General features: G+C 69.9%; 17 protein-coding genes and 3 pseudogenes. 14 read left to right on the top strand and 6 right to left on the bottom strand.

Annotated elements, in window-relative coordinates:
* Nucleotides 1-290 precede the first annotated feature (290 nt).
* Complete coding sequence (locus tag AB0D59_RS24160; protein ID WP_362568847.1) at nt 291-1,325, bottom strand: LacI family DNA-binding transcriptional regulator; 1,035 nt, start codon at nt 1,323-1,325, stop codon at nt 291-293.
* 167 nt (nt 1,326-1,492) lie between these two features.
* Here AB0D59_RS24160 and AB0D59_RS24155 point away from each other — a divergent pair, with 167 nt between their 5' ends.
* From AB0D59_RS24155 to AB0D59_RS24125, 7 genes are all read left to right on the top strand, one after another.
* Entirely contained in the window at nt 1,493-2,764 is a 1,272-nt protein-coding gene (locus tag AB0D59_RS24155) for an extracellular solute-binding protein (RefSeq protein ID WP_362568844.1), read from the top strand.
* Nucleotides 2,765-2,832: 68 nt separating this feature from the next.
* A complete protein-coding gene (locus AB0D59_RS24150) occupies nt 2,833-3,723 on the top strand; it encodes a sugar ABC transporter permease (RefSeq protein ID WP_362568841.1) in 891 nt (296 codons plus the stop codon).
* Nucleotides 3,724-3,779: 56 nt separating this feature from the next.
* Nucleotides 3,780-4,628 (top strand): carbohydrate ABC transporter permease, encoded by an 849-nt coding sequence (locus AB0D59_RS24145; protein ID WP_362568838.1) that lies wholly within the window; start codon nt 3,780-3,782, stop codon nt 4,626-4,628.
* On the top strand, nt 4,625-7,312 hold the full coding sequence (locus AB0D59_RS24140; protein ID WP_362568836.1) for a hypothetical protein: 2,688 nt from the start codon (nt 4,625-4,627) through the stop codon (nt 7,310-7,312). The genes AB0D59_RS24145 and AB0D59_RS24140 overlap by 4 nt, the downstream gene beginning before the upstream one ends.
* 50 nt (nt 7,313-7,362) lie before the next feature.
* Complete coding sequence (locus AB0D59_RS24135; protein ID WP_362568833.1) at nt 7,363-9,066, top strand: hypothetical protein; 1,704 nt, start codon at nt 7,363-7,365, stop codon at nt 9,064-9,066.
* Nucleotides 9,063-9,998 carry an ROK family protein gene (locus AB0D59_RS24130; protein WP_362568830.1) on the top strand — a complete coding sequence of 312 codons (936 nt, stop codon included), beginning with the start codon at nt 9,063-9,065 and terminating at the stop codon, nt 9,996-9,998. The genes AB0D59_RS24135 and AB0D59_RS24130 overlap by 4 nt, the downstream gene beginning before the upstream one ends.
* 53 nt (nt 9,999-10,051) lie before the next feature.
* The gene (locus AB0D59_RS24125; protein WP_362568827.1) at nt 10,052-12,925 is read left to right on the top strand and encodes a hypothetical protein; all 2,874 of its coding nucleotides are present in this window, start codon (nt 10,052-10,054) and stop codon (nt 12,923-12,925) included.
* Between the two features lie 156 nt (nt 12,926-13,081).
* Here AB0D59_RS24125 and AB0D59_RS24120 read toward each other — a convergent pair whose 3' ends face one another.
* On the bottom strand, nt 13,082-13,720 hold the full coding sequence (locus AB0D59_RS24120; RefSeq protein WP_362568824.1) for a TetR family transcriptional regulator: 639 nt from the start codon (nt 13,718-13,720) through the stop codon (nt 13,082-13,084).
* A gap of 273 nt (nt 13,721-13,993) precedes the next feature.
* On the opposite strand from AB0D59_RS24120, the gene AB0D59_RS24115 reads away from it, so the two are divergent.
* From AB0D59_RS24115 to AB0D59_RS24105, 3 genes are all read left to right on the top strand, one after another.
* Entirely contained in the window at nt 13,994-14,644 is a 651-nt protein-coding gene (locus AB0D59_RS24115) for a nuclear transport factor 2 family protein (RefSeq protein ID WP_362568821.1), read from the top strand.
* 196 nt (nt 14,645-14,840) lie between these two features.
* Complete coding sequence (locus AB0D59_RS24110; protein ID WP_362568819.1) at nt 14,841-15,755, top strand: aldo/keto reductase; 915 nt, start codon at nt 14,841-14,843, stop codon at nt 15,753-15,755.
* Between the two features lie 243 nt (nt 15,756-15,998).
* Nucleotides 15,999-16,979, top strand: coding sequence for an LLM class F420-dependent oxidoreductase (locus tag AB0D59_RS24105; protein ID WP_362568816.1), 981 nt, complete (start codon nt 15,999-16,001; stop codon nt 16,977-16,979).
* Here AB0D59_RS24105 and AB0D59_RS24100 read toward each other — a convergent pair.
* Nucleotides 16,946-17,176: pseudogene (locus AB0D59_RS24100) on the bottom strand (hypothetical protein); the annotation flags it as partial. The gene AB0D59_RS24105 and the pseudogene AB0D59_RS24100 overlap by 34 nt on opposite strands.
* 350 nt (nt 17,177-17,526) lie before the next feature.
* Here AB0D59_RS24100 and AB0D59_RS24095 point away from each other — a divergent pair.
* Nucleotides 17,527-18,126, top strand: coding sequence for an isochorismatase family protein (locus AB0D59_RS24095; RefSeq protein ID WP_362568813.1), 600 nt, complete (start codon nt 17,527-17,529; stop codon nt 18,124-18,126).
* A gap of 10 nt (nt 18,127-18,136) precedes the next feature.
* The gene (locus tag AB0D59_RS24090; protein WP_362568810.1) at nt 18,137-19,048 is read left to right on the top strand and encodes a DJ-1/PfpI family protein; all 912 of its coding nucleotides are present in this window, start codon (nt 18,137-18,139) and stop codon (nt 19,046-19,048) included.
* Between the two features lie 56 nt (nt 19,049-19,104).
* Here AB0D59_RS24090 and AB0D59_RS24085 read toward each other — a convergent pair.
* The 3 genes and pseudogenes from AB0D59_RS24085 to AB0D59_RS24075 all read right to left on the bottom strand — a co-directional run.
* A pseudogene (locus AB0D59_RS24085) lies at nt 19,105-19,455 on the bottom strand (MFS transporter); the annotation flags it as partial.
* A gap of 189 nt (nt 19,456-19,644) precedes the next feature.
* Nucleotides 19,645-20,199, bottom strand: a complete 555-nt coding sequence (locus AB0D59_RS24080) for a GNAT family N-acetyltransferase (protein ID WP_362569141.1) — start codon at nt 20,197-20,199, stop codon at nt 19,645-19,647.
* Nucleotides 20,200-20,288: 89 nt separating this feature from the next.
* On the bottom strand, nt 20,289-21,224 hold the full coding sequence (locus AB0D59_RS24075; RefSeq protein WP_362568807.1) for a MerR family transcriptional regulator: 936 nt from the start codon (nt 21,222-21,224) through the stop codon (nt 20,289-20,291).
* 155 nt (nt 21,225-21,379) lie between these two features.
* Here AB0D59_RS24075 and AB0D59_RS24070 point away from each other — a divergent pair.
* Both AB0D59_RS24070 and AB0D59_RS24065 read left to right on the top strand, forming a co-directional pair.
* Nucleotides 21,380-21,622, top strand: a pseudogene (locus AB0D59_RS24070) (GNAT family N-acetyltransferase); the annotation flags it as partial.
* Nucleotides 21,623-22,162: 540 nt separating this feature from the next.
* A complete protein-coding gene (locus tag AB0D59_RS24065; RefSeq protein WP_362568804.1) occupies nt 22,163-22,438 on the top strand; it encodes an FG-GAP repeat protein in 276 nt (91 codons plus the stop codon).
* Nucleotides 22,439-22,640 lie beyond the last annotated feature (202 nt).

Here is a 22,640-nt window from a genome sequence, read left to right as displayed (position 1 = left end):
CTACGACGCCGACAGCGGCAAACCCCCATATGCGGTGCTGCATAGTCGGGCCGCACGGCCGTCTCACCACCCCCACGCCACAGGCATCCGCTCAGCGCACACCCCGAGGACCTTCGTCATCGAATCGTGACGGAACACGGGTGCCCCGGCCAGTGAGCCCAGAAGGTCGTCCATCGACCCGAGCGGCCCCTCACCGGCTCATTCCGAATAACGTTATCGCGCACGATCCCAGTGGGCCTCGGCGCCTCCCCGCATGCGCCACATGCGCCAAGAGGCCTCGAACGGCGCCCTCACCCCGGACGTCGGGCGCGTACCTCCCCGGAGCCGCGGACCTTCAGGGTGACCGGGACGATCACGGACTGCACCGGGCGGGTGGGGTCGGCGATGCGGGCGCGGAGCAGTTCGACGGCTGTCCGGCCGATCTCGGAGGTCTGCTGGGCGATGACGGTGAGGGCGGGCTGCAGGAGGTCGGCGAGGGGGACTTCGTCGAAGCCGACGAGGGCCAGGCGGGAGGCGGCCTCGGGGCCGAGGTGCCGCAGGACCGCGAGTGTGGTGTCCATGTTGCCGGTGACCAGGGCGGTTGCCGGGTCCGGTCCGTGCAGTGCGGTGTCCAGGGCGGCGGCCACCCGTTCCGGGGTGATCTCGCCGGGGTGCACCAGGCCTTCGACCGCCTCGCCGTGGGCACGCAGGGCCGCGCGGAAGGCCGCGGCGCGCTCCCGGCCGGAGAAGACGCGTTCGCTGTCGCCGATGTAGGCGATGCGGCGGTGACCGTGCTGGTGGAGGTGGTGGAAGGCCATGCCGATGCCGGAGGCGTTGTCAGACATGACGCAGTCCACGGAGACCCCGCTCATCGGGCGGTCCATGGCCACCAGCGGCACGCCCGCGTCCAGTTCGGGCTGGAGGTAGGCGTGGTTCTCGCCGAACGGTTCGACGATGATGCCGTCGAGGCGTTGCCGGCACATGGAGATCAGGATGTCGCGTTCCCTGGTCTCGTCGAAGTCCGTGGAGGCGGCCAGGAGGGTCAGGCCCGCGTCCCGGGCCGTTCGTTCGATGGCGGCCAGTTCGGGGTTGACCTCGGCGATCCGCCGGACGGCGGCGCCGATCGTTCCGGTGACGCCGGTGCGCAGTTGGCGGGCACGGTCGTCCGGGCGGTAGTTCAGCGCGGCGATCGCGGCCTCGACCTTGACGACGTACTCCGCCCCCACCGTGGGGTCGCTGTTGACCACCCGGGAAACGGTGCGCAGGGCCACCCCGGCCTCGCGCGCGACGTCGACCATCGTCGGGCGCCTGGGCCGTCCCCCGCTGTCACGCCGTGCTCGCGTCATCCGGCAACTCCTCCTCGAAACATCGGACCGATATCAGACCGGCCCTTGACACATTCCCGCAACGCGCTTCTATTCTCGGGATAACGTTATCTCGAAGGGTGCGGCGGCGTCGATCCTGTCCGGTCCGCCCCATCCATCGGGCCGCATCGTCCCTTCAGGAGACTTCCATGAGGCGCAAACGTCCGACCGTTGTCTGCCTCGCCGCGGCGCTCGCCCTCACCGGATGCTCCGCCGCGTCGACCGGGGGCGGGAAGGGTGGCAGCACCCTGACCTACCTCACCTTCGAGACCCCCAGCCTGACCGCGACGTTCTGGGACACCTCGATCGCGGGCGCCGAGAAGAAGGTCCCGGGCGTCACGGTGAAGAAGATCGTCGCACCGAGCACGGACCGGGACGCGTACGCCAAGCAGTTGCAGGCCTCCGGGCAGTTCCCGGATCTGCTCCAGTCGATCACGCCGTCGACGTTCGCGACGGCCGGGCTGCTCAAGCCGTACGACCAGAAGTGGGTGAACGCCAACTTCCTGCTGCCCATGGGCAACGCCTACAAGGGCAAGGTATACATCCCGCCGACCAACTCGCAGATCATCCCCGAGGTCTTCTACAACAAGAAGCTGTTCGCCAAGGCCCACGTCACCGCGCCCCCGAAGACCTGGTCCGAGTTCATGGGCGCCTGCGCCAAGCTCAAGGCCGCCGGCGTCACCCCGGTCGAGCTGGGCGGCGGCGATCCCTTCTCGGCGTCGATGCCACTGGTCGGCATCCTCTCCGCCGACGTACTGGGCAAGAACCCGAACTGGCTGAAGGAACGCTACGCCGGCCAGGTCAAGTTCACCGACTCCAACGTCAAGGCTGCGGTGGGCAAGTACCGGACGATGGTCAAGAACGGCTACTTCGAGGACGGTGCCCTGGGCGTCAAGTACGCCGACTCCATCACGAACTTCACCTCCGGCAAAGCCGCGATGTACATGATGGGCAGCTGGTTCCTCGGTGCGGTGCCCAAGGACCACGCCGACGACTTCGGCGCCTTCCTCACCCCCACCGAGGACGGATCGCTCGTGGTGCCGTTCTCGGTGGGCGGCTCCATGGCGATCAGCGCCAAGACGCCGGACCCGGCCAAGGCGACCGCGTTCGCCGAGGCCTGGTCGCTGGACCCCGCCAACTACAAGGCCCTGATCGAGGGCGACGGCGCGTTCCCGATGCTCAAGGGCAAGACCCTGGACGACTACGGCGTCAACGTCACCAAGGTCTTCAAGGACTCGTACTCCTACGTCACCCAGCGGAACACGAAGGTCTCGGCGTTCGGCTGGGCGACCAACGACGACTCCATGCCCTCCGGTCTCAACAACGCCTTCTACGCGGCCAGTCAGGCGCTGTTCTCGTCCGACGACGTCGACGGGCAGCTGGCCAAGCTGGACACCGCCTGGGACTCGGCGACCAAGTAAGCCGCCTCACCGGCCCGGCCCCGGCCATACCGGCTCCGGCGCCGCAGATCTCCTCCGAGGGAAGAGCCATGATCACCCGAGTCCGCCCACGCCGTGGCGACCCCGCCCTGAGCGCGATCGCGCTCGTCGCGCTTGGCCTGTACGCCCTGTTCATCGTCGTTCCCGTGATCATGAGCGCCTGGAAGAGCCTCACGAACGAGAACCCGCTGCTGGCGCGCGCCGACTTCGTCGGCCTCTCCAACTACCGGGAGATGACGCACGACAGCGCCCTGGCCGGCAGCCTCGGCTTCACCCTGCTGCTGGCCGGCGCGGTGACGATCGTGGCCAACGCCGCCGGCATCGCCTTCGCGATGCTGCTCAACAGGACGTCGCTGAGCTTCCGGATGATGCGTACCGTCGCGTTTCTGCCACAGGTACTGTCCGGTGTCATCGTCGGCTACGTCTGGCGCTACATCCTGGCCAGGGACGGCATCCTCGACAACGTCCTCGTCTCGCTGGGCGTCATCGACAAGCCGATCACCTGGCTGGGCAGTCCGCATCTGGCGGTCCTGTCCGTGGGGACCGTCGCGGCCTGGGTACTGACGGGGTTCACCACCGTCGTCCACCTGGCCGCGTTGCAGTCGATCCCCGTCGAGCTGTACCAGGCCGCGATGGTCGACGGAGCCGGCCGCTGGCAGCGGTTCCGCCGGATCACGTTCCCGATGCTGGCCCCGGGCACCACCATCAGCGTCACCATCTCGCTGATCACGATGCTGAAGCTCTACGACATCATCGCGGTGCTCACCTCAGGCGGCCCGGCCAACTCCACGCAGTCCACCGCCCTTTACATCATCCAGCTCGCCTTCACGGACGACCGCTACGGCTATGCCTCGGCCGTCGCGATGCTCCTGCTCGTCGTCTCGATCGTGATCGCACTGTCCGTGACCGCCCTGCTGCGCCGCCGGGAGGTGGACCTGTGAGCACGTCGACTTCTGAGCGGCCCATGGCACGTGGGCGAACGGCACCATCTCCGGCCGTGCCCGCGCCGCACGGAAGCCGCCGTCCCTGGACCACACGCGGACACCTCGCGGCGGCCGCCCTGCTCACGCTGGCCTTCGTCAGCCCCGTCTACCTCACGATCGTCAACGCCTTCAAGACGCAGGACCAGATCGTCCGCGATCCGGCGGCTCCCCCGGCCCCGCCGACCACGCACAACCTGACGGACGCCCTCTCCCGGCCCGACCGGATCGTCCAGATCGGGCTGACCAACTCCGCGGTCACCGTGGTCGTCTCGGTGCTGCTGATCATCCCGCTGGGTGCCGCCCTGAGCTTCTGGCTGTCGCGCCGCTCGGCCCGGTTGCGCAGGATCGTCCTGGCGGGTTTCGCCGCCGGCCTCATGATCCCGCCCGCGGTGATCCTGCTGCCCACCATCCGCATCCTGACCTTCCTGCACCTCGACCACACCTATCCGGGGCTGGTGCTGGCCAACGTCGGCGGCGGCTACCTGTCGTTCGCGGTGTTCGTCTACTCCGGCTTCCTGCGGTCGATCCCCGGCGAGATCGTCGAGGCCGCGACCGTGGACGGCGCCGGGAGTCTGCGGGTCTGGTGGACGATCGTCATGCCGCTGCTGCGCCCGGCCACCGCGACCGTCACGATCTTCCTGTCGCTGTGGATCTGGAACGACTTCATGAATCCGCAGTTCATCCTCGGCCCGCTGCACGGCCAGACGATCACCACGGGGCTGTATCTGTCGGTAGGTCAGTTCTCCACCGACTACGCCCAGTTGTTCGGCGTGATGCTCCTGGCGGCGGTCGTTCCCGTCGCCGGCTACCTCGCGCTGCAGAAGCAGTTCATCGCCGGACTGACCTCGGGAGCGACCAAGTGACCACGAAGACCGACGCGCAGGCCGTGGGCATAGGCAGGACGGGCGTCCCGGACCTGGACGACGTCGCCGGACACTGGGTCGGCGTGGACGAGATCGCGCATCTGCCCTCCCTGCGCAACCAGCAGGGCCAGGTCCACGTCAACCACGACCTCACCTCCCTGTCCTGGCTGGCCGCCCCGCCCTTCACCTTCGGATACCACACCGGGGAACTGCGAGTGGACGGCCAAGTCCCGGCCGCACAGCGGTTCCTGTGGAAGCCGTGGGGCGTGCTGCGCGAACACCGCCGCCAGGACGGGCTGTTGCTGACCACCGACACCCGGATGGCGCTCGCCCGGGATCTGCTCCTGTGGCGGATCGAGGTCAGCAACGAGAGCGGTGCGGCCAGGACAGTCGAGTTGGCCCAGGACCTCTTCGCGATGGTCGCCCACTCCGAGGTCGGGTACGGCTGGCTGTACGACGGTCCGTGGAATCACGGCATGCACCACGACTTCATGGCGCTGGAGCGCATCCGGGCCACCACGGGCGGAGGCGAGCCGCACTACCTGCTCTCTCCCGCACCACGACGCCTCCGTCTCGGCAGGCCCCGCGTGCCAGGGATCCAACGCGACGAGGACCACGGCCCGATGCTCCTGGACGACGCGCTCCCGGCACACGTCAGCCACGACAAGGAGCCGGAACCCCGGGCCGGCGTGGGCGGGGCCGTGCGCTGGCTTCGGGTGGCGCGGGCCGACGGCGAGGGGATCCTGCGGGCCGCCGACGAGCCGATCGCGTTGACACCCGACGGCGAGACGGCTCTGGATCCCTTCGCCCTCTCCCCCGGCCTGACGATCGACTTCGCGCTGCGGCTCGACACGGCGGGACAGTCCGGGACGGTTCTCACGCACGGCAACCATCCCGACTCGCTCCAGATCGGTGTCGACCACGGCCGGCTGTGGCTCGGCATCACAGGGGAACGGGAGTCCACCGACGCCGAACTCCCTGTCGGGGACTGGCATCACGTCCACGTGGACGTCGAGGCCGACCAGGTCGTCCTGCGTCTCGCGGCCTCGGAGATCGTGCGTACCCGGCACTGGACCCAATCGCGCCGCTGGGTGTCCCGCATCGAGGACGGCAGGGTCGCTTTCACGGACTCCCGATCGCCGGCGCACGCCGTCTACGCCTTCGCCGGGCCGCCCGGCGAACTGCGGCCCCAGGACGCCGGCGGCCGGGCGACGTGGACGTGCCGGATCGAGCCCGGCCGGAGCGTGACCATCGGGATCGCCTGCGCGTACGGAACCGACCTCGACACCGTCTCGGCCCAGGCCCGTACCGCCGCCGAGGACTTCGAGGCGACGACGCGTGCCGGGGAGGACGGCTGGCGGCGGCTGTGGGCGAGCATGTTCACCCCGGGCAACCCCGAGTTCTCCGGGCACCTGCCGACCTTCACCACCGAGGACACCGGACTCGCGCGCACCTACTACATGGGGGCCCTGCAGGCGCTGTACATGCGCAACACCCGCATCCGGCCCGGCGAACCGGTGTTCCTCACCGGCGGCCCCCGGCTCGGGCCGACCACCACCTACTTCTGGGACCACTGCGAGTGGAGCCGCCTGTACGCCCTGCTGGAGCCGGCCGGACTGCGCTCCTGGCTGCTCCGGGTCCTGGCCGGTCCCTACCGTGACTCCTTCGGCGTCGAGAACCTCGGCGGCGGGCCCCTGGGAAATGCCTACAGCTCCACCGACTACGCGCTGTTCCGGCTCATCGAGCATTACGTCTGCGTCAGCGGTGACTTCGCCTTCCTCGACGAGACGACCGGCGGGGCGACCGGCGGGGCGACCGGCGGCACAACGGTCCTCGATCATCTGGAGCGGCTCGGCCTGGGGTGGTGCGAGCGGCGGAGCCCGGCCACCGGGGGCGTGCTCGCCGACTTCGGTGAGGATCCGTGGCAGTTGCTGGAGTGCGTGCCCACCTACACCGGTGTCGTCGCCTCCTTCAACGGCGCCTATGTCGCGTCGACGCGCTCGCTGGCCGGACTCTACCGACGGCTCGGCCGCGACGAGGACGCCGACCGTACGGACGCCGAGGCCGGTCAACTGGCCGATGCGCTCGTCGACTTGTACGCCGGATCGGGCCGCTGGCAGATACTCCGCCCGGACGGCACCGACACGATCGGGCACTGTCTGGACTTCGGTCTGGTCGCGGCGGCCCTCCACCGCGACCTTCCGTCCGGGACAAGGCAGGAGATGGCCGACTTCGTCACCGGCCGTCTGCTGGTGGGTGGTTGGATGCGGGCACTCAGTCCCGACGATCCCATCGCCGCCGCCTCCGACCGTCCCGACCACGGCGCGGCCGGCGCCTTCGCCGCCTGGCCCGGCGTCACCGCCCACGGGCTGGCCCGCCTCGGGTATCGCGACCGCGCGATCGCTCTCCTGCGCGACCTGTCGTCCGCCGCCTCGGGCGGGCTGTGGGGTCAGGCAATGGAGATCGTCTCCGGTGCGGACGGGCGGAACCGGCCCCGGGTGGCCGAGCGCGGCACCGCCACCCGTGACAACATCGCGGGCGCGGCCGGAGCGGAGGCGGTGCTCTCGGCCCTGTTCGGCATCAACCCGACGTTCGCGTCAGGCGGGAAAGCCCCAGCCCCACTGCCCGCCACCTTGTCCGTCGAGGGCGTCGGGACGCTCACGCATCTCGGCGCGGTCGCCTGAGCGACCCGAGCCTCACTCATGGTTGGACCCACAGAAAGGCCGACATCGTCATGCCGGGAGTTCGTGGCTACGAAGCCGACCCCTGCCACAGCATCACAGGAGAGGTCCACGTCGGATACCGGGACGCGGTCGCCGGGCTCGCTCCCGGGCTGATCCTCGCCGTCGACGGCCCGGTGGCCGTCGACTGGGAGACGGTCACCGGCGGCATCCGCGACGCGCTGGCAGCCCGCGACATCACGGCGAAGCAGATCGACGTGCGCGAGCACTTCGCCCCTTGGCAGGACATCCTCGCCCTCACCGCGTCCGCGGAGCTGACGGACGACCCGGACTTCGCCCCGTTGTCCCGGGCCGGGCTCGCCGACTTCTTCACCGGGCTGCCGCAGCCCGGGGCCCCCGCCGACACCGTCACCGTCGTCTTCGGGCCGGGGGCGGCCCTGGTGTCGTACGACAGGCTCTGGTACGCGGACCTGCCCAAGCGGTACGCCGAGGCCCGGATCACCGGCGGTGCCGGGCGCAATCTGGGTCAGCCGGCCGGCACCGGAGCGGGCACCACCCGCCGGCTGTTCTACATCGACTGGCCCGTCCTGGACCGGCACCGCGACAGCCTCGTCGGCGGCGTCGACCTGTGGCTGGACACCCAGGCCCCGCAGGCTCCGGCCTGGCTGGCGGGCCCCGCCCTGCGCGAGGCGCTCGCCGACCTGGCCGGGCGGCCCTTCCGTACCCGCCCGACCTTCAACACCACGTCCTGGGGCGGGCATTGGGCCCAGGAGCGACTCGGCTTCAACCGTGCGGCGGTCAACACCGCGCTCGGTTACGAACTCATCGCGCCGGAGAGCGGAATCCTCGTCGGCACGCCGGACGGCCCCCGGGTCGAGGTCCCCCTGCAGGCACTGGTCGCGGTGCATCCCGAGGAGCTCCTCGGAGACGGCGTGCACACGGAGTTCGGCACCTCGTTCCCGATCCGCTTCGACTATCTCGACACCGTCGGCGGCGGCAACCTGTCCGTCCACTGCCACCCGCAGTCGGACTACATGCGACGGGTCTTCGGCTGGCCGTACACCCAGCACGAGACCTACTACATGATGCTCGGCGGTCCCGACCGTCAGGTCTTCCTCGGCCTGCGCCAGGACGCCGACCTCGCCGCCTTCCGGCGCGAGGCGGACCGGGCGGTCCACGACGGCGTGCCGTTCGACATCGAACGCCACGTCCAGACCTTCCCCGCCGACCCACACCAGCTCTTCCTCATCCCGGCCGGCACCCCGCACGGCAGCGGCGAGGGCAATGTCGTACTCGAGATCAGCGCGACGCCCTACCTGTACAGCCTTCGCCTCTACGACTGGCTGCGCAAGGACGGCCAAGGGAAGCAGCGGCCGGTCCACGTGGGCCACGCCTTCGAGAACCTGGACCCCGCCCGGTCGGGGGAAGCCGTGGCGCGGGACCTGGTCCAGCAGCCACGCACCCTGCGTTCGGGCGACGGCTGGCGCGAGGACGTCATCGGCCGGCTCCCGGAGATGTTCTTCGAGGTCCGGCGCCTCGAACTGGCGGCGGACGCCGTCGCGGACGACGACACGGACCACCGCTTCCATGTCATCAACGTCGTGGAGGGCGACGGAATCCTCCTGGAGACAAGCGGCGGCCACGGCTTCGAACTCGCCTACGCCGAGACGCTGACCGTGCCCGCCTCGGTCGGCGCCTACCGCGTGCGGGCCCTCGGCGCGGGACCGGTGCGCTATGTGAAGGCGCTGGTGCGGTGAGACCCGGCGGCGGGAGCGTCGTCTCGGTGCTGGAGGTCGGTGGTACGCACGTGACCGCGGCGTGTGTGGACATCGGGACGCGGAGTCTCCGGTCGGGCCGGTCGTTCCGTGAGCCGTTGGACGGTGACGGCAGTACCGAGGACATCGTGTCCGCCCTCGTCCGCTGCGCCGCCCACCTGTCCGGCGGGAGCCCGGGCCCGTGGGCCGTGGCGCTGCCCGGTCCCTTCGACTACGAGCGCGGGATCGGACGGTACGAAGGGGTCGGCAAGTTCGACGCCCTGCGCGGGTTCGATCTCCGGGCCGCTCTGACGGCGTCGCTGCCCGGCGCCACCTCGGTCAGCTTCTGGAACGACGCGGACGCGTTCGTGCTCGGTGAGTGGTGGGCCGGAGCGGCGCACGGGCACCGGTCCGTCGCCGGGATCACCCTCGGAACCGGTGTGGGCTCCTGCTTCCTGCGTGACGGCCGCATCGTGCGACACGGGCCCGGGATCCCGCCCGAAGGCCGGGTCCACGCCCTGCGGTACGCGGACAAGCCGGTCGAGGAAACGGTGTCCAGACGTGCCCTGCGGCGAGCCTACGCACAGGCCACCGGCGCATCGCCGCCCGATGTCCGGGAGATCGCCCGACGAGCACGCGAGGGCGAAGGAGCCGCGGCCGCCGTGTTCGCCGAGGCCTTCAGTGCCCTGGGAAGGGTGCTGGGGCCGCCGCTCGCAGCCTTCCGACCGACGGTTCTCGTGGTCGGGGGCGCCATCGCGGGTGCCTGGGATCTCGTCGCCGAACCGCTGCGAGCGGGACTCGACGCGGCCGACCCGGCCCGCACCCGACACATCGTCATCACCCCGGCGCACCAACCGGATCAGGCCCCGCTGCTCGGCGCGGCCCGTCTGGCGACGGCGTGCGGTGAGTCGCGCCGCCGTACCGCGTCGCGCTGAAACGCCCGCTCGCCAAGAGCGGGACACCGGATGAGAAGAAAGGTCACACCGCAGTGGCATCCTCACGTCGCTACCGGCGACCCATCAGCACCCTGCTCGCCTCGGCTCTCATCGCCATCGGCCTGACAGCCCTTCAGGGCGGCTCGCCCGCCGCCGCACAGACCGTCCGCGATCCCACCGGGGCCCAGGCTCTGCGCACCGCGGCGAAGTTCCGGGGCGAGTGGGACTCCCCGCCCACCGTCCTGGCGAACGGCGAGACCGTCGACGCCCCGCTCATGGGCAACGGCGACGTCGGCGTCGCGGTCGGCGGCTCCATCGACGACCAGACCTTCTACCTCGGCAAGAACGACTTCTTCTCCACCGCCACCAACGGCATCGAACCACTGGGCCGGATCGTGCTGGCCGTCCCGGGACTCGCCGGCGCCGACCACCACGTCGTGCAGAACATCGCCCAGGCACAGGTCGAGGGCACGTACACGCTGGGCAACCAGACGCTGTCGTCCAGGAGTTGGGTGTCGGCCACCAAGAACCTCTTCGTCACCACCCTGCGGCTGTCCGGCTCGCGGGCGCAGGACGCGACCGTCACCGTGCAGGACGGACTCGGCAAGACCCCGTCAACGTCCAGCAGGAACGGCGTACTTGACGCCGACGTGCAAGCAGGCACCACCGACGCGCCGGGCAACCCCCATGCCCGGATCGCGACGAGCGTGCGCGGCACGGCCGCGAGACCGTCGGGCAACCGCATCAGCCTGACCCTCCGGCCCGGTGTGACCTACACCGTCGCCGCAGCGATACAGAGCAGTCATGACACGCCCCGCTACCAGTCGGTCGCCCATACGACGGCCACCTCGCTGACCGACGGCTCGCTGGCGAAGCTGTACGCGGCCCACGAGTCCTGGTGGCGCGCGTACTGGTCCCGCTCGTTCGTGCAGATCCCCGACCAGGCCGTGGAGAAGAGCTGGTACGGCTCGCTCTACCTGCTCGGCTCGGTCTCGCGTGCCGGGAAGTACGCCCCGGGCCTGTGGGGCAACTGGACCACCGGGGCCATGAACTGGTACGGCGACTATCACGCCAACTACAACTACGAGGCGGCGTTCTACCCGACCCTGTCCACCAACCACGTGGCCCAGATGGGTAATTACGACGACCCGATCCTGGACTGGATGCCGAGAGGCAAGGCGAAGGCCGCGGCGGCCGGCTACAAGGGCGTCCTCTACCCCGTGGGCATCTCACCCAACGGCACCAGCGCCGCCGACGACCTGTACAACCAGAAGTCCGACGCCGTGAACTTCGCCAGCGACATGGTCATGAAGTACGAGTACACCCGCAGCGCCACCTACGCGCGCAAGGTACTCCCCTACCTCCAGCAGGTCGGACTGTTCTGGCAGGACTACCTGACCTGGGACGCGGCCACGGGCACGTACAGCATCGAGAACGACGCACCGCAGGAAGGCGGCGTCTACCCGCAGACCAACAGCATCCTCTCTCTCGGACTGGTGCACCTGCTGTTCCAGGGGCTGATCGACATGAGCAGGGACCTCAACATCAACGACTCGGCCGTCCCCACCTGGCAGCACATCGACAGCCACCTCGCGCCGCTGCCCACGATGACGCGGAACGGCCAGACCGTCTTCCGGCAGACCTCCGAAGGATCCGGCTGGGTCAGCGACGGCAACGACGTCGCCGTCCAGGCCGTCTACCCCGGCCTGCAGGTCGGGCTGAACGATTCCGCCGACCTCCTCCACACCGCGCGCAACACCGTCGCGCAGCTGAACAACTGGCACAGCGACAACTCCCCGGCCACCCTGTACGCGGCCGCGGCGATGGTCGGCTACAACCCCAGCACCCTGATGGAGGAGTTGCACGCCGAGGCCACCGCCTACTCGTACCCGAACATGGCGGTGCACCACTACGGCGGCGGCATCGAGAATCTCAACGTCACCACCTCGGGGCTCGACGAGATGCTCCTGCAGTCCTTCCAGCACGACATCAAGGTCTTCCCGAACTGGCCCGCCGGCTCGAACGCCAAGTTCGGCGGCCTGCTCGCCTACGGCAACTTCCTGGTCTCCAGCAGCATCCGCGACAACGCCGTCGAATACGTCCGGATAACCAGCCAGTCCGGCGGCAACCTCACCTTCACCAATCCCTGGCCCGGCAAGCCCATGGAGTACTACGCGGACGGCGTCCACCAGGGCACCCTCTCCGGCTCCACGATCAAGCTGCACACCAAGGTCGGCGAGACCATCGACCTCGCCCCGGCCGGCACCAGCGAGGCCACCGTCCAGCACGAGCTGTCCCAGCCGGCCAAGGCCGCGACGACAGGTTCGCTCAGCACGGGCTTCGAGACCGGACAGCCCCAGCCGACCTGGACCGACACCGTCGACACCGTTGACGCCAAGGGCGGCGGCAACTACGGGATCACCGGCCTGTGCTGCGGTCTCACCGATCCCCAGGCTGCCGTGCGCTCGGGCGAACAGGCCCACACGGGCGACGCTTCGCTGATGTACTCGGGCTACGCCAACGGCGGGCCGTACGACCACGCGTACCTGCAGGTCTACGGCTTCAACGGCGCGCCGCTCACCGTCCACGGCGACACGACCCTCAGTTACTGGATCTTCCCGCAGTCCGACGCCACCACTCCGTGGGTGCCCGCCGGATCCGACAACAGCAGCGCCTGCGTCGCCGTCGATCTGATCTTCACTGACGGCAGCGATCTACGGGACTCGGGCGCCACCGACCAGTCCGGCACCGGCGTCCATCCGGTCGACCAGTGCCACCGCCTCGCGCTCGACACGTGGAACCACGTCACCGTGAACGTCGGCGCGGTCAAGGCAGGGCAGGCGATCAGCAAGATCCTCGTCGGCTACGACCGGCCGGGCGCGACGGGTGGCTACCGCGGCTACATCGACGACCTGAGTATCGGCTGACGCCGGGAATCCGGTCGGTCGGCAGCCTCGGGGAGGGCCACGGTGCCCGCCGGCCCTCCCCCGGCCCGTCGCAGCGGAGCTGGCCGAGGAGGCGCCCTTCGCCTCCTCGGCCAGCAGTGGTTTGAGTTGTCCGGATTCCGGGGGCCGTTGGTCTGATCAGCGGTCGATGGCGGCTTCCCCGCGGAACGCCCCGGCCACCACGGGGACCAGCTGCCGCTCGATCTGCTCGGCGGGCAGGGCGGCCAGCTCGGCGCCGATGGGGGCCAGCGCGAGCCAGTTCAGCAGGCCGGCCGCGCAGCGCGTACGGAAGTTCAGTTCCTGCTCGTCCACTCCGGGAAGGTTCGCCGTCAGCACCCGGAGGGCCTCCCGGCGGCTCTGGTCGAACTTGCCGTTCAGCCGCTCCCAGGCCTGGGGCGGATCGATGCCGACCCGCGCCACGGTCCGCATCACGGCCAGGTCCTGTCCGCCGGCCGCCAGCGCGCGCATCATCGGCCGGGCGAACGCCGCCGCGACCTCGTGGAGTGTCGAAGTGGAGCCGAGCGAACCGAGTTCCAGGAGCTGCGCGTCCAGATACCGCTCCAGCGCGTGCTCTATCGTGGCCTCACACAGCGCCTTCAACGACCCGTAGTGGTAGCTCACCGCGGCGACGTTGGTTCCGGCGCGCTCTGTGATCTCGCGGAGTGTCACGCCCTCCTGGCCTCGTTGCGCGAGCAACTCCAGGGCGGCCGTCTGTAGGCCGTCCCGCGTGCGCTGCCCGGCCTCCCGGCGCAGATCCGCCTTTTCCACCCTCGTCATGACATGTACTCAAGCAGATGTTTGAGTACATTGTCAACAGTCACCGCGCAGGTCGAGGCGGACGTCGAGCAAATCCGATCCCACCCCGAGCGCAGCGCCGGGCGCGGCACCGACCCTTCGACTCCACGGCTGCGCGACCTCGGAATTCAAACAGTGGCTTGACAGCTCGCACCGCCACCCATAAAGTCAAGCGAGCGTTTGAATTACTAACGACGCGACAGAGACCGTTGCGACGGATCACGGATCCTGGGAACCGACCTGGAGGAACACGGCATGAAGCTGCTCAGCCGGAAGTCGATCACCGCCGCGACCGCGGTAGCTGTCCTGGGTGGTCTTTCCATCGCCGCCGCGCCGACGCAGGCCGCCGGTCCTGCCCACAGCAGTGCGGCGGTCCACAGCGGTACGGCGGTCCCGGAGCTGACTCCTCGCCAGCTGGCGAAGCTGCCGCTCGCGGACCGGCACCTGACGAAGCACGAGAGGCACAATCTCGCAGTCGTCCTGCGCGACTACCAGGTAGCGGAGGGCAAGAGCATCGACGTCAAGGCGTTCGTCGACAGCTTCACCAAGGACGGCGTCTTCAACGACATGGTCCCCGGCGTGGCCTATCGGGGTAAGGCGCTCGGTGACGTGCTGCCCTACATGGCGAACCTCTTCCCCGACGTTCACCGTGACCTCAAGCGCATCACCGTGAACGGCGACGTGATCAGCATCGAGCTGTCGATCCAGGGCACGTTCGAAGGGCCCCTGCAGTCACCGGCGGGCACCGTCAAGCCGAACGGCGCGAAGGTCGACGCGCCGACCGCCGACTTCTGGTACCTGCACAACGGCAAGGTCGAGAAGTTCAACTGCTTCGTCGGGTACTCGACCATGTACCAGCAGATGGGCGTCAACTGGGACTGGGCCTCGGCGGTCGACAAGCACTGAACCGCTCCCCGGCGGGTGATGCCCGGCACCACCAGCCACACATCACTCGCCGGTTTCTGCCCCGCCGGCCGCTGCGGGGCCGGGGAGCAGTAGCGCGGACGCCTTCGGCTGCGTCGTCCAGGCGGAGCGGGACTCGCCGTTCCATCAGCACCGCTCGACCAATCAACAACACGCAGAAATCGGCAGGGAGATTACGGTGACCAATACGCAGGATCGTGAGTTGACCACTGGGGTGGAGATTCCCCTTGTCGGTTTCGGGACTTATCTCATTCCGAACGAAGAGGCCCCGTCCGCCGTCGAGAACTCCCTGGCCGCAGGGTACCGACACGTCGACACGGCCGAGGTGTACGAGAACGAACGCGGCGTCGGCGAAGGGCTGCGTCGCGGTATGCAGCGAGCAGGTCTCGAACGCGGCGACGTGTTCGTAACGACCAAGCTGTGGCCGCTGATCCAGGAGCGCGCCAAGACGAGCGAAGAGACCCTGCGGTCCCTCGACGAGAGTCTTGACCGGCTCGGTCTGGAGCGGGTCGACCTGTACCTCATCCACGCCACGTTCGGGCGTGAGCAGCGCCTGGAACAGTGGCAGGCACTGGTTGAGGCCTACAAGAGCGGCAAGGCGCGTGCGATCGGCGTCTCGAACTTCAATGCCGCTCACATCGACGAGCTGGTCGAGGCGGGACTTCCCCTTCCGCACGCCAACCAGATCGAGCTGCACCCCTGGTCACAGAAGCCCCAGCTGACCTCCTACCTGAACCAGAAGGGCATCACGCCCATCGCCTACAGCAGCCTGGTTCCGCTGTCGACCTGGCGCACCGCGCCCGGCCACATGAGCGGAAAGACGCGGGAGATGCGCGCCGAAGGAGAGCGCTCCGACTCTCCCTTCAAGAAGCTGGCGGAAAAGTACGGTGTGACCGAAGCGCAGTTCCTGCTGGGCTGGGGCGTGCAGAACGGCTATCCGGTGCTCCCCAAGAGCACCAACCCAATCCGCATGCGTGAGAACCTGGACGTTTTCTCGTTCCGCATCGACGACGCCGACAAGGACCACATCCGCGGTATGGACCGCGGCGCAGGGCTCGCCTGGGGCGAAGTAGATCCCACCACGCACGGCTGACCAGCCCCGGACCAGCGCGTTCCCCGGCCCCGCCCGGACCTGCCGCCGGTCGGAGTCATGGGAACCGCCGGCGGCAGGTCCGGGCCGGGCACGCACGCCTTCTGTGGGGCGGCCCGGATACTGCCGCCCTCGCTCCCCGACCGGGGGGGATCCGTTCAGACCAACCTCGGCCGCGTCTCGCCCCAACCTCACTGAGACAACGTTAATTTGATTGCGCAACCAACTACAGAGGAGCGCACCGGCATGACCACCCGGCTCGGAATCGGTCTTCCGCAGAATCGCCAGTACAACCTCGGCAAGGACGTGCCCGACGTGGCACGCGCCGCCGAGGACATCGGATACGACAGCCTCTGGGTGTACGAACGGGCCCTGTTCCCGGAACCCCAGACCCAGCCCCTGTACGGCGTCCAGGGCCTGCCCTGGCCCGATGCCTACCGGGGCGTGGCGGAGCCGCTGGTCACGCTGACGCTCGCGGCGGCGGCCACCGAGCGGGCCGAGTTGGGCACCGCCGTGCTGGTCGCCCCGCTGCACATCCCCTTCCAACTGGCCAAGTCGCTGGCCACGTTGGACGCGGCGAGCGGCGGCCGGGTCGTCGCGGGCCTCGGCAGCGGCTGGTCCCTCGACGAGTACGCGGCCGCCGGGGTACGCCCGTTCGAGGAGCGCGGCAAGGTCATGGACGAGATGTTCGAGGTGTGCCGGGCGGTGTGGGGCCCGGACCCGGTGGTCTACGAGGACGGCCGGATCACGAGGATCGCCTCGGCCGTGGTCGGGCCGAAGCCGGCCCGGCCGATTCCGATCCTGGTGCCGGCCAACACCCCGCGGGCGATGCGCCGGCTCGTCGACCACGCCGACGGCTGGCTGCCGTACGCCGACGGTCCCGATCAAGTGGCCGAGAGCTGGCGCCGGTTGCAGGACCTCGCCGCCGAGCGGGGCCGCACCCGGCCGCTGCGGACGGTGGTGCGCGTGAACCCGGACTACACCGCCAAGCGGTACGAGGGTCCGGACCGCCGGCCCTTCCAGGGGGACGTCGAGCAGATCGTCAGCGATCTGATGGCGTACGCCGAGATCGGTCTCGACGAGTTCCTGGTCGACGTCTCGTGGGCCGCGCGGGACGCGCAGGAACTGAAGGACGTGGCCGCCGAGGTGTACTCGGCGGCCCGAGCGGCCGGGTTCTGTGCGGGCGCACGGCCCTCGGGGAGTTCGACCGGCGCGATCTCGTCGTAGGCGCCTCCGGGGCCCGGGGTGGTCCGGTCGGTCGTGCCTCCGAAGCGGTGCATCACGGCCGCCGCGCGGGCGACCTGGTCAGACGCCCAGACCGCGTTCTGCTCGGTCTGGGCGGCCTCGGCCCGGCCCGCCGTCCAGGAGCTGTCGTCGCCGACGAGGAGGACGCCGTCCTTGTTCGCGGGCAGCCGGTCCTCCACGGAGCGTTCTTTACCGCGATTGACCAGGTCGCTCGCGCGGCGGCCGTGTCTGCCGGGCAGGGTGCCGCGGGCCTTGCGGCCCCGTACCGCTCCGGCCGGCCCCTCGGCCCGCATCAGGCCCGGTGGATCCGCCGGATCTCACCGGCCGGCAGCACCCAAAGGAAGATCAACAACTACGACGCGTGGCCGACCGGCAGACCTTGTGCCGGCCCCGACTCCAACCGTTGAAGCCACAGCGTGGTGGCCAATGCCCAGCGAGTGGTCACGGCTCCAGCTGTGACCGGATCGGTCCGTGTCCGGACCCGATGAGGCCTGTCGCCGCTCCAGCCCCGCCGGTCAGGCTTGGGAGCATGACCCGAGCACTGATCGTCATCGACGTCCAGGAATCCTTCCGCGCCCGCCCGCTGTGGGAGACCATCTCCAACCCGAAGATCGCCGACCAGGTGGACCGGCTGGTCCGGCTCGCCCGCCAGGCCGGGGACCTGGTGGTGTGGGTGCTGCACTCCGAGCCCGGCAGCGGCGATGTCTTCGACCCCGCCCTCGGACATGTCCGGCTGATGGCGGAGTTGCAGCGCCGGGACACGGAACCTCTGATCCACAAGACCTCGCACAACGCCTTCACCACCACGAATCTGCAGCAGATCCTCACAGAGCGCGGCATCCACGAGCTCACTGTCTGCGGCATCCGAACCGAGCAGTGCGTGGAGACCACCACCCGCGTCGCCAGCGACTTCGGCTACCTGGTCACCTTCGTCGTCGACGCCACCGCGACCAACCCCATCCCGCACCGTGACGCTCCCGCCGACCAGAGCGTCGCCGAAATGCTGTCGGACCCCCGTACCCTGAGCGCCGAGGAGATCATCAGGCGCACGGAGTACGCCCTCGCCGGACGCTTTGCCACCATCGCCACTGTCGAGCAGCTGGAGGCTGCGGCCGTGCCTCGGGCATGATGACCGGATCGTGAATCACATCGTCTTTCTCCTGGTGCCCGGACTCCACCTGCTGGACCTGGCCGGCCCCGCGCAGGTCTTTTCCACGGCCTCCGACTTCGGGCACCCCTACACACTCAGCTACATCGCCGAGCAGCCGCTGGTCCCCACCGCTCAGGGCCTGCCCTTGGCGGCCCGGCTCGACTGGCCCGAACTCGGCCCCGAGGACCTGATCGTGGTGCCCGGCTGGCGGGCGCCCGCCCTGGCCGGCGGTCCTGCCATCGGCGCGGCCTTCCTGCAGTCCCTCCGGGACCACCACGCCAGGGGCGGGACCGTTGCCAGCGTCTGCGCGGGAGCCGAGGCGCTCGGCCGAGCCGGCCTGCTCGACGGTCGCCGCTGCACCACCCACCACGACGTGCAGGACGAACTCGCACGCCGCTACCCCAGGGCGACGGTCGTTCGCGATGTTCTGTACACCGCCGACGACCGGGTGGTCACCTCGGCCGGCATCGCCAGCGGCATCGACCTGGCCCTGCACCTGATCGCCGCCCGGCACGGCCCCGCCGTCGCCGCACAGGTGGCCCGGGACATGGTCGTGTACGCGCGGCGCAACGGCCATGAACCGCAGACCAGCGCAATGCTCAGGTACCGATCCCACCTCGACGACACCGTGCACCACGCCCAGGACCTGCTCGACACCCGCTTCGACCAACCGTTGCCCCTGGCCGCCCTGGCCGCGACCGTGGGCGTGAGCGAACGTACCCTCACCCGCCTCTTCACCCGCGCCACCGGCGGCCTCACCCCACTGCGCTATCAGCAGACCCTCCGTCTCGAACGCGCCGAGCACCTCATCAGCCACGGCGCCACGGTCGATGCCGCCGCCCGCGCGGTCGGTTTCGAGGACCCCCGCATGCTGCGCCGCCTGCGCGCTCGCGAGCACTGACCAGCATCAGCGCACGCCAAAGCGCCCTACGAACCAGCCCTGGCGACGGGGCCTGCGCCTCGATCGGGGACGGGGTCGGGTGCCTTCACCGAGACGAGGAGCAGGCCGGACACCAGACAGGTGTGGGCATCTACCAGCACGGCGAGCGGCGCTCCCATGACTTTGATCAGGACCCCGGCTACCAGAGGGCCGGTTGAGCCGGCCACCGCGCCGGCCTGTTCCACCCGGGCGTACCCCGGGTTGAGGAGTTCGTTCGGTACCAGCTGTGGCACGTAGGACTGGTTCGCTGCCTCGAAAAGCAACGACAGCGCCCCGAACGCGAAGACGAACAAGCACAACGCAGTGATGGTGAGCTGATCCAGCACGTACAGCACGGGTATCGGACCGAGCAGGACTGCCCTTGGCATGGGCATGTACAGCCGGCGTCCGCGGCCTGTTCCACCAGACGACTCGCGTGCACGATGCGCCGCCGAGAAGGCACGGCGCGCATGGGACCACGGACAGAACCGGATTCAGATATCGCCATCACTCTTGAGCGACCGGCTGTCCGTGGGGAGCCGCCAACAGCATGGCGAAGGGCGGCTACCCCGGCCGGTTCACAGGTCACGCGGCCGTACGTGCACGTGGCCGGCCAGGGGGTACGCGGGCGGTGCCGCGGGCAGGCACGTGGTCAGTTCGTACCAGCTCTTCTCGGCCACCCGGCAGGATGCCGTGTTGTCCACTTGGTGCAGGAGTTCAAGGCGGGTCAGCCTGTCCCGGGAGAAGACGGTGAAGGCCCAGTCCGTCAGCGCCTCCAGTGACCGGGGCGCCACTCCCCGGCCGCGTGCATGCGCCGCGGTCCAGTAGCCGACCTCGGCGGACGACGCGCGCGGTGAGACGTTCTTGAGGACCACGTGCCCTGCCAACTGTTCCTCAGCACCTCCAGGTTGGGATTCCACGATGGCGAATCCGAAGCGGTGGCCCGTCTCCCATCCCTGTTGCTGGTCCTGAATCCACTGCACCGCGCCCGCCTCGTCGTTCACGGCTGAGCTTGTCCACCGGCGCATGGCCTCGTCGCGATACAGCTCGACCAGCTCCGCAGCGTCTGCCGGGCTCCAGGGGCGCAGTACGAGAGCGGGGGCTGTCGGTGTGGCGTCTGCCCTCAGCCGTATGGCGGTCTTGTCCCTCGGCTGAGGGTACGAGCCCACAATGGTTTCCAGCGCTGCGTCTGGCTGTGCGGCGGGGCTGTGGGGCCGTGGCGTCATCGGGCTGTCCGTACCCGCAAAGCCGTGACGGACCAGGCGACCAGCGGGGCCAGGCGTTCCGGTGCCGGCCAGTCGTTGATCAGCGCGAGCAGCCGGCAGTACTCGTCCCTGCGGGGATCGCTCGCGGCTTCCAGGCGGTGCAGCAGCCACGTGTGCAACTCGGCGTCGTCGGGGCGGCCGTGGGCGAGCGCGCAGCGAGCGGTGAGCGCCGCGACGACCGGATCGGCCTGGGCCGAATCCGCCCTGATGCCGCACGCCACGGCCGGTGCGACGACATCACGGGCGACGGCGACCGTGTCCGGGCGCGGGCGCCTGGGGACACCCTCGGGCAGGCTGCCCGCATGGTCCTCGGCCAGGCGCCGCACACTGGCGCGGAAGTCCGGGTCCAGGGACAGTTCGGCCAGCTCCACCCACGCCCTGACCTGCTCATCTGTGGGGTTGTCGGGGAGTTCGGGTGTCATGGAGCGCCGAGCTGCGGCGTGGGAGCCGCTGTGGAGGCCTTCGAAGACGGCATCAAGGAAGTCGTCGGTCATGCGTCGGCGCTCGGCTGCGGACAGTGTGGCCAGCTGGTGCATGAGTTCCATCTCCTTGGGGGTGGGCTCGCGATCGGCGGCGGACCTCAGCACCGCACGCCGCAGACGCAGGACGCTGATCTCCACGTCCAGTGCAGCGGCGTGCTCCGCGGCGACTTCGCCGAGGGTGAGTTCCTGATCCACGACCCGCCGAATCACGTCCAGGCCGAAACCCAGTTCCCGCAGCGTCCGCACGAGGGCAAGGCGAGCGACCGCATCCGGGGCGTAACGCCGGTAGCCGGCGGGAGTGCGGCCGGCAGGCGCCACGATGCCGCGATCGGAATAGAACCGGATCGTCTTGACCGACAGCCCGGTGTGCCGGGCCAGTTCACCGATCGAACAGAGAGTGCCGCCGTCCATGAGCCCACCTTCCCGTCTCCCCCTGCAGGAGACTCAAGTCTGCGCCCCACCTCCGCACGCTCTGCTGCCGGCTCTCGGCTTGCCGAACGTGAGAACGCCTCCGTTCCGACGGGCCGGCCCTGCCCTTGGGGGCGCCACGGCCCGGCTGCCCGGCGCTCGGCAACATGTTCCTGCCACGGGCGTGGGGACACGGTTACGCCGCCGAGGCAGGCGCCGCGGCACTCGGCTGGTTCACCGACGCGCTCCCGGGTGAGCCGGTGGTGCTCTGCACGCAGACCGCCAACGACCGCTCCATGCGCCTCGCGGCGAAACTGGGGTTCGCCGAGGAGGAGCAGTTCGAGGAGTTCGGCGCCGAGCAGTGGCTCGGCGTGTGGCCCTCGCCCGTGCCGTCCGGCTGAGCCCGGGCCCGCAGCGCGGGCCCAGGGGGCCGGCGGCCGGCCGCCGGGCCGGGCACGCCGCTCGACCTCGCGGAGCAACCTCGGAGACTCGGAGAGGGGGAGCGTACGTCAGGGGAACGGTGTCGGGTGGGTGGTGCGGTACCTGGCTCACCCCACCGCCCGTACCGGCTGCCCTTCGCAAGTAGCCCCCGGGCACGCCGCGCCACCCGCAGCCGCCGACTCCCCCGGCCACGGCTCCTGTCCTCACCACCAGCCGGACTCGCCGTACTTCGAGACCGGATCTCGTCGGAGACCAGGCGGTCCAGCACGGCGGCGGACGACCTCGCACAACCCCTCAGCCCGCTGACGGGTCCCGTACTCGGCGGCAGGCAGCGGGTCTGCGCGGCCCGGCTCCGTCCGTGTCCGGCCTCGCAAAGATTCCGGGAGCCTCACCGTGCGCCACATCAGACCCTCCAGCACAAGCCGGCTGCGCCACGCCACCGGCGCCGCTGCCGCGACACTGCTGCTGACGATCGGCGCCACCATCATCGCGACGTCCGCGTGCTGAGCCAGAGCCCACGGGCCGTCCCCAGCGTCCCGGAGAGCGGTGACCAGTTCGGCGGCGCGGTACGGCTCATCGACGCCGACCGCGACAACAGGGCCAGCCTGATCGCCGGTGCTCCGGGCGAGGACGGCGGCAACGGCGGGGTCTGGGTCTTCCCCGCCACCGGCAACGGCCCCTCCCCCAACCGCTCGTGGTCCTTCAACGGCAGCACACTGCACGCTCCCCACCCCGACGCCCGCTTCGGCCAGACCCTGGCCCCGCACGGCCGCTGACAGCAGGCCCACCGGCCACCGAACGCCGACAACCCGCCGCGCAACACAAGTTCGCGCGGCTTCCGCGCAAGCACCAGAAGCCGTGCCGAACCCTCGGCAGTACGCCTCCTCCTGACCCACCCTCGCCGGACGCTGGAGGTCCGCGCAGGCGGACGCCCGGCCGCGGGACGGGTGGGGGCGGCAGTCCGGCTCAACAGGAGTC

This window comes from Streptomyces sp. NPDC048417 (genome assembly GCF_040651615.1).
In the GTDB taxonomy this organism is placed as follows: domain Bacteria; phylum Actinomycetota; class Actinomycetes; order Streptomycetales; family Streptomycetaceae; genus Streptomyces.
The sequence above is the reverse complement of the archived record's forward strand: the minus strand, read 5'-3'. Positions and strand labels throughout refer to the sequence as shown.

Coding starts and splice junctions, on each gene's coding strand:
- AB0D59_RS24095 (WP_362568813.1), top strand. CDS start 17,527: ATGACCCGAGCACTGATCGTCATCGACGTCCAGGAATCCTTCCGCGCC.
- AB0D59_RS24115 (WP_362568821.1), top strand. CDS start 13,994: ATGAAGCTGCTCAGCCGGAAGTCGATCACCGCCGCGACCGCGGTAGCT.
- AB0D59_RS24075 (WP_362568807.1), bottom strand. CDS start 21,224: ATGGACGGCGGCACTCTCTGTTCGATCGGTGAACTGGCCCGGCACACC.
- AB0D59_RS24135 (WP_362568833.1), top strand. CDS start 7,363: ATGCCGGGAGTTCGTGGCTACGAAGCCGACCCCTGCCACAGCATCACA.
- AB0D59_RS24160 (WP_362568847.1), bottom strand. CDS start 1,325: ATGACGCGAGCACGGCGTGACAGCGGGGGACGGCCCAGGCGCCCGACG.
- AB0D59_RS24155 (WP_362568844.1), top strand. CDS start 1,493: ATGAGGCGCAAACGTCCGACCGTTGTCTGCCTCGCCGCGGCGCTCGCC.
- AB0D59_RS24105 (WP_362568816.1), top strand. CDS start 15,999: ATGACCACCCGGCTCGGAATCGGTCTTCCGCAGAATCGCCAGTACAAC.
- AB0D59_RS24150 (WP_362568841.1), top strand. CDS start 2,833: ATGATCACCCGAGTCCGCCCACGCCGTGGCGACCCCGCCCTGAGCGCG.
- AB0D59_RS24120 (WP_362568824.1), bottom strand. CDS start 13,720: ATGACGAGGGTGGAAAAGGCGGATCTGCGCCGGGAGGCCGGGCAGCGC.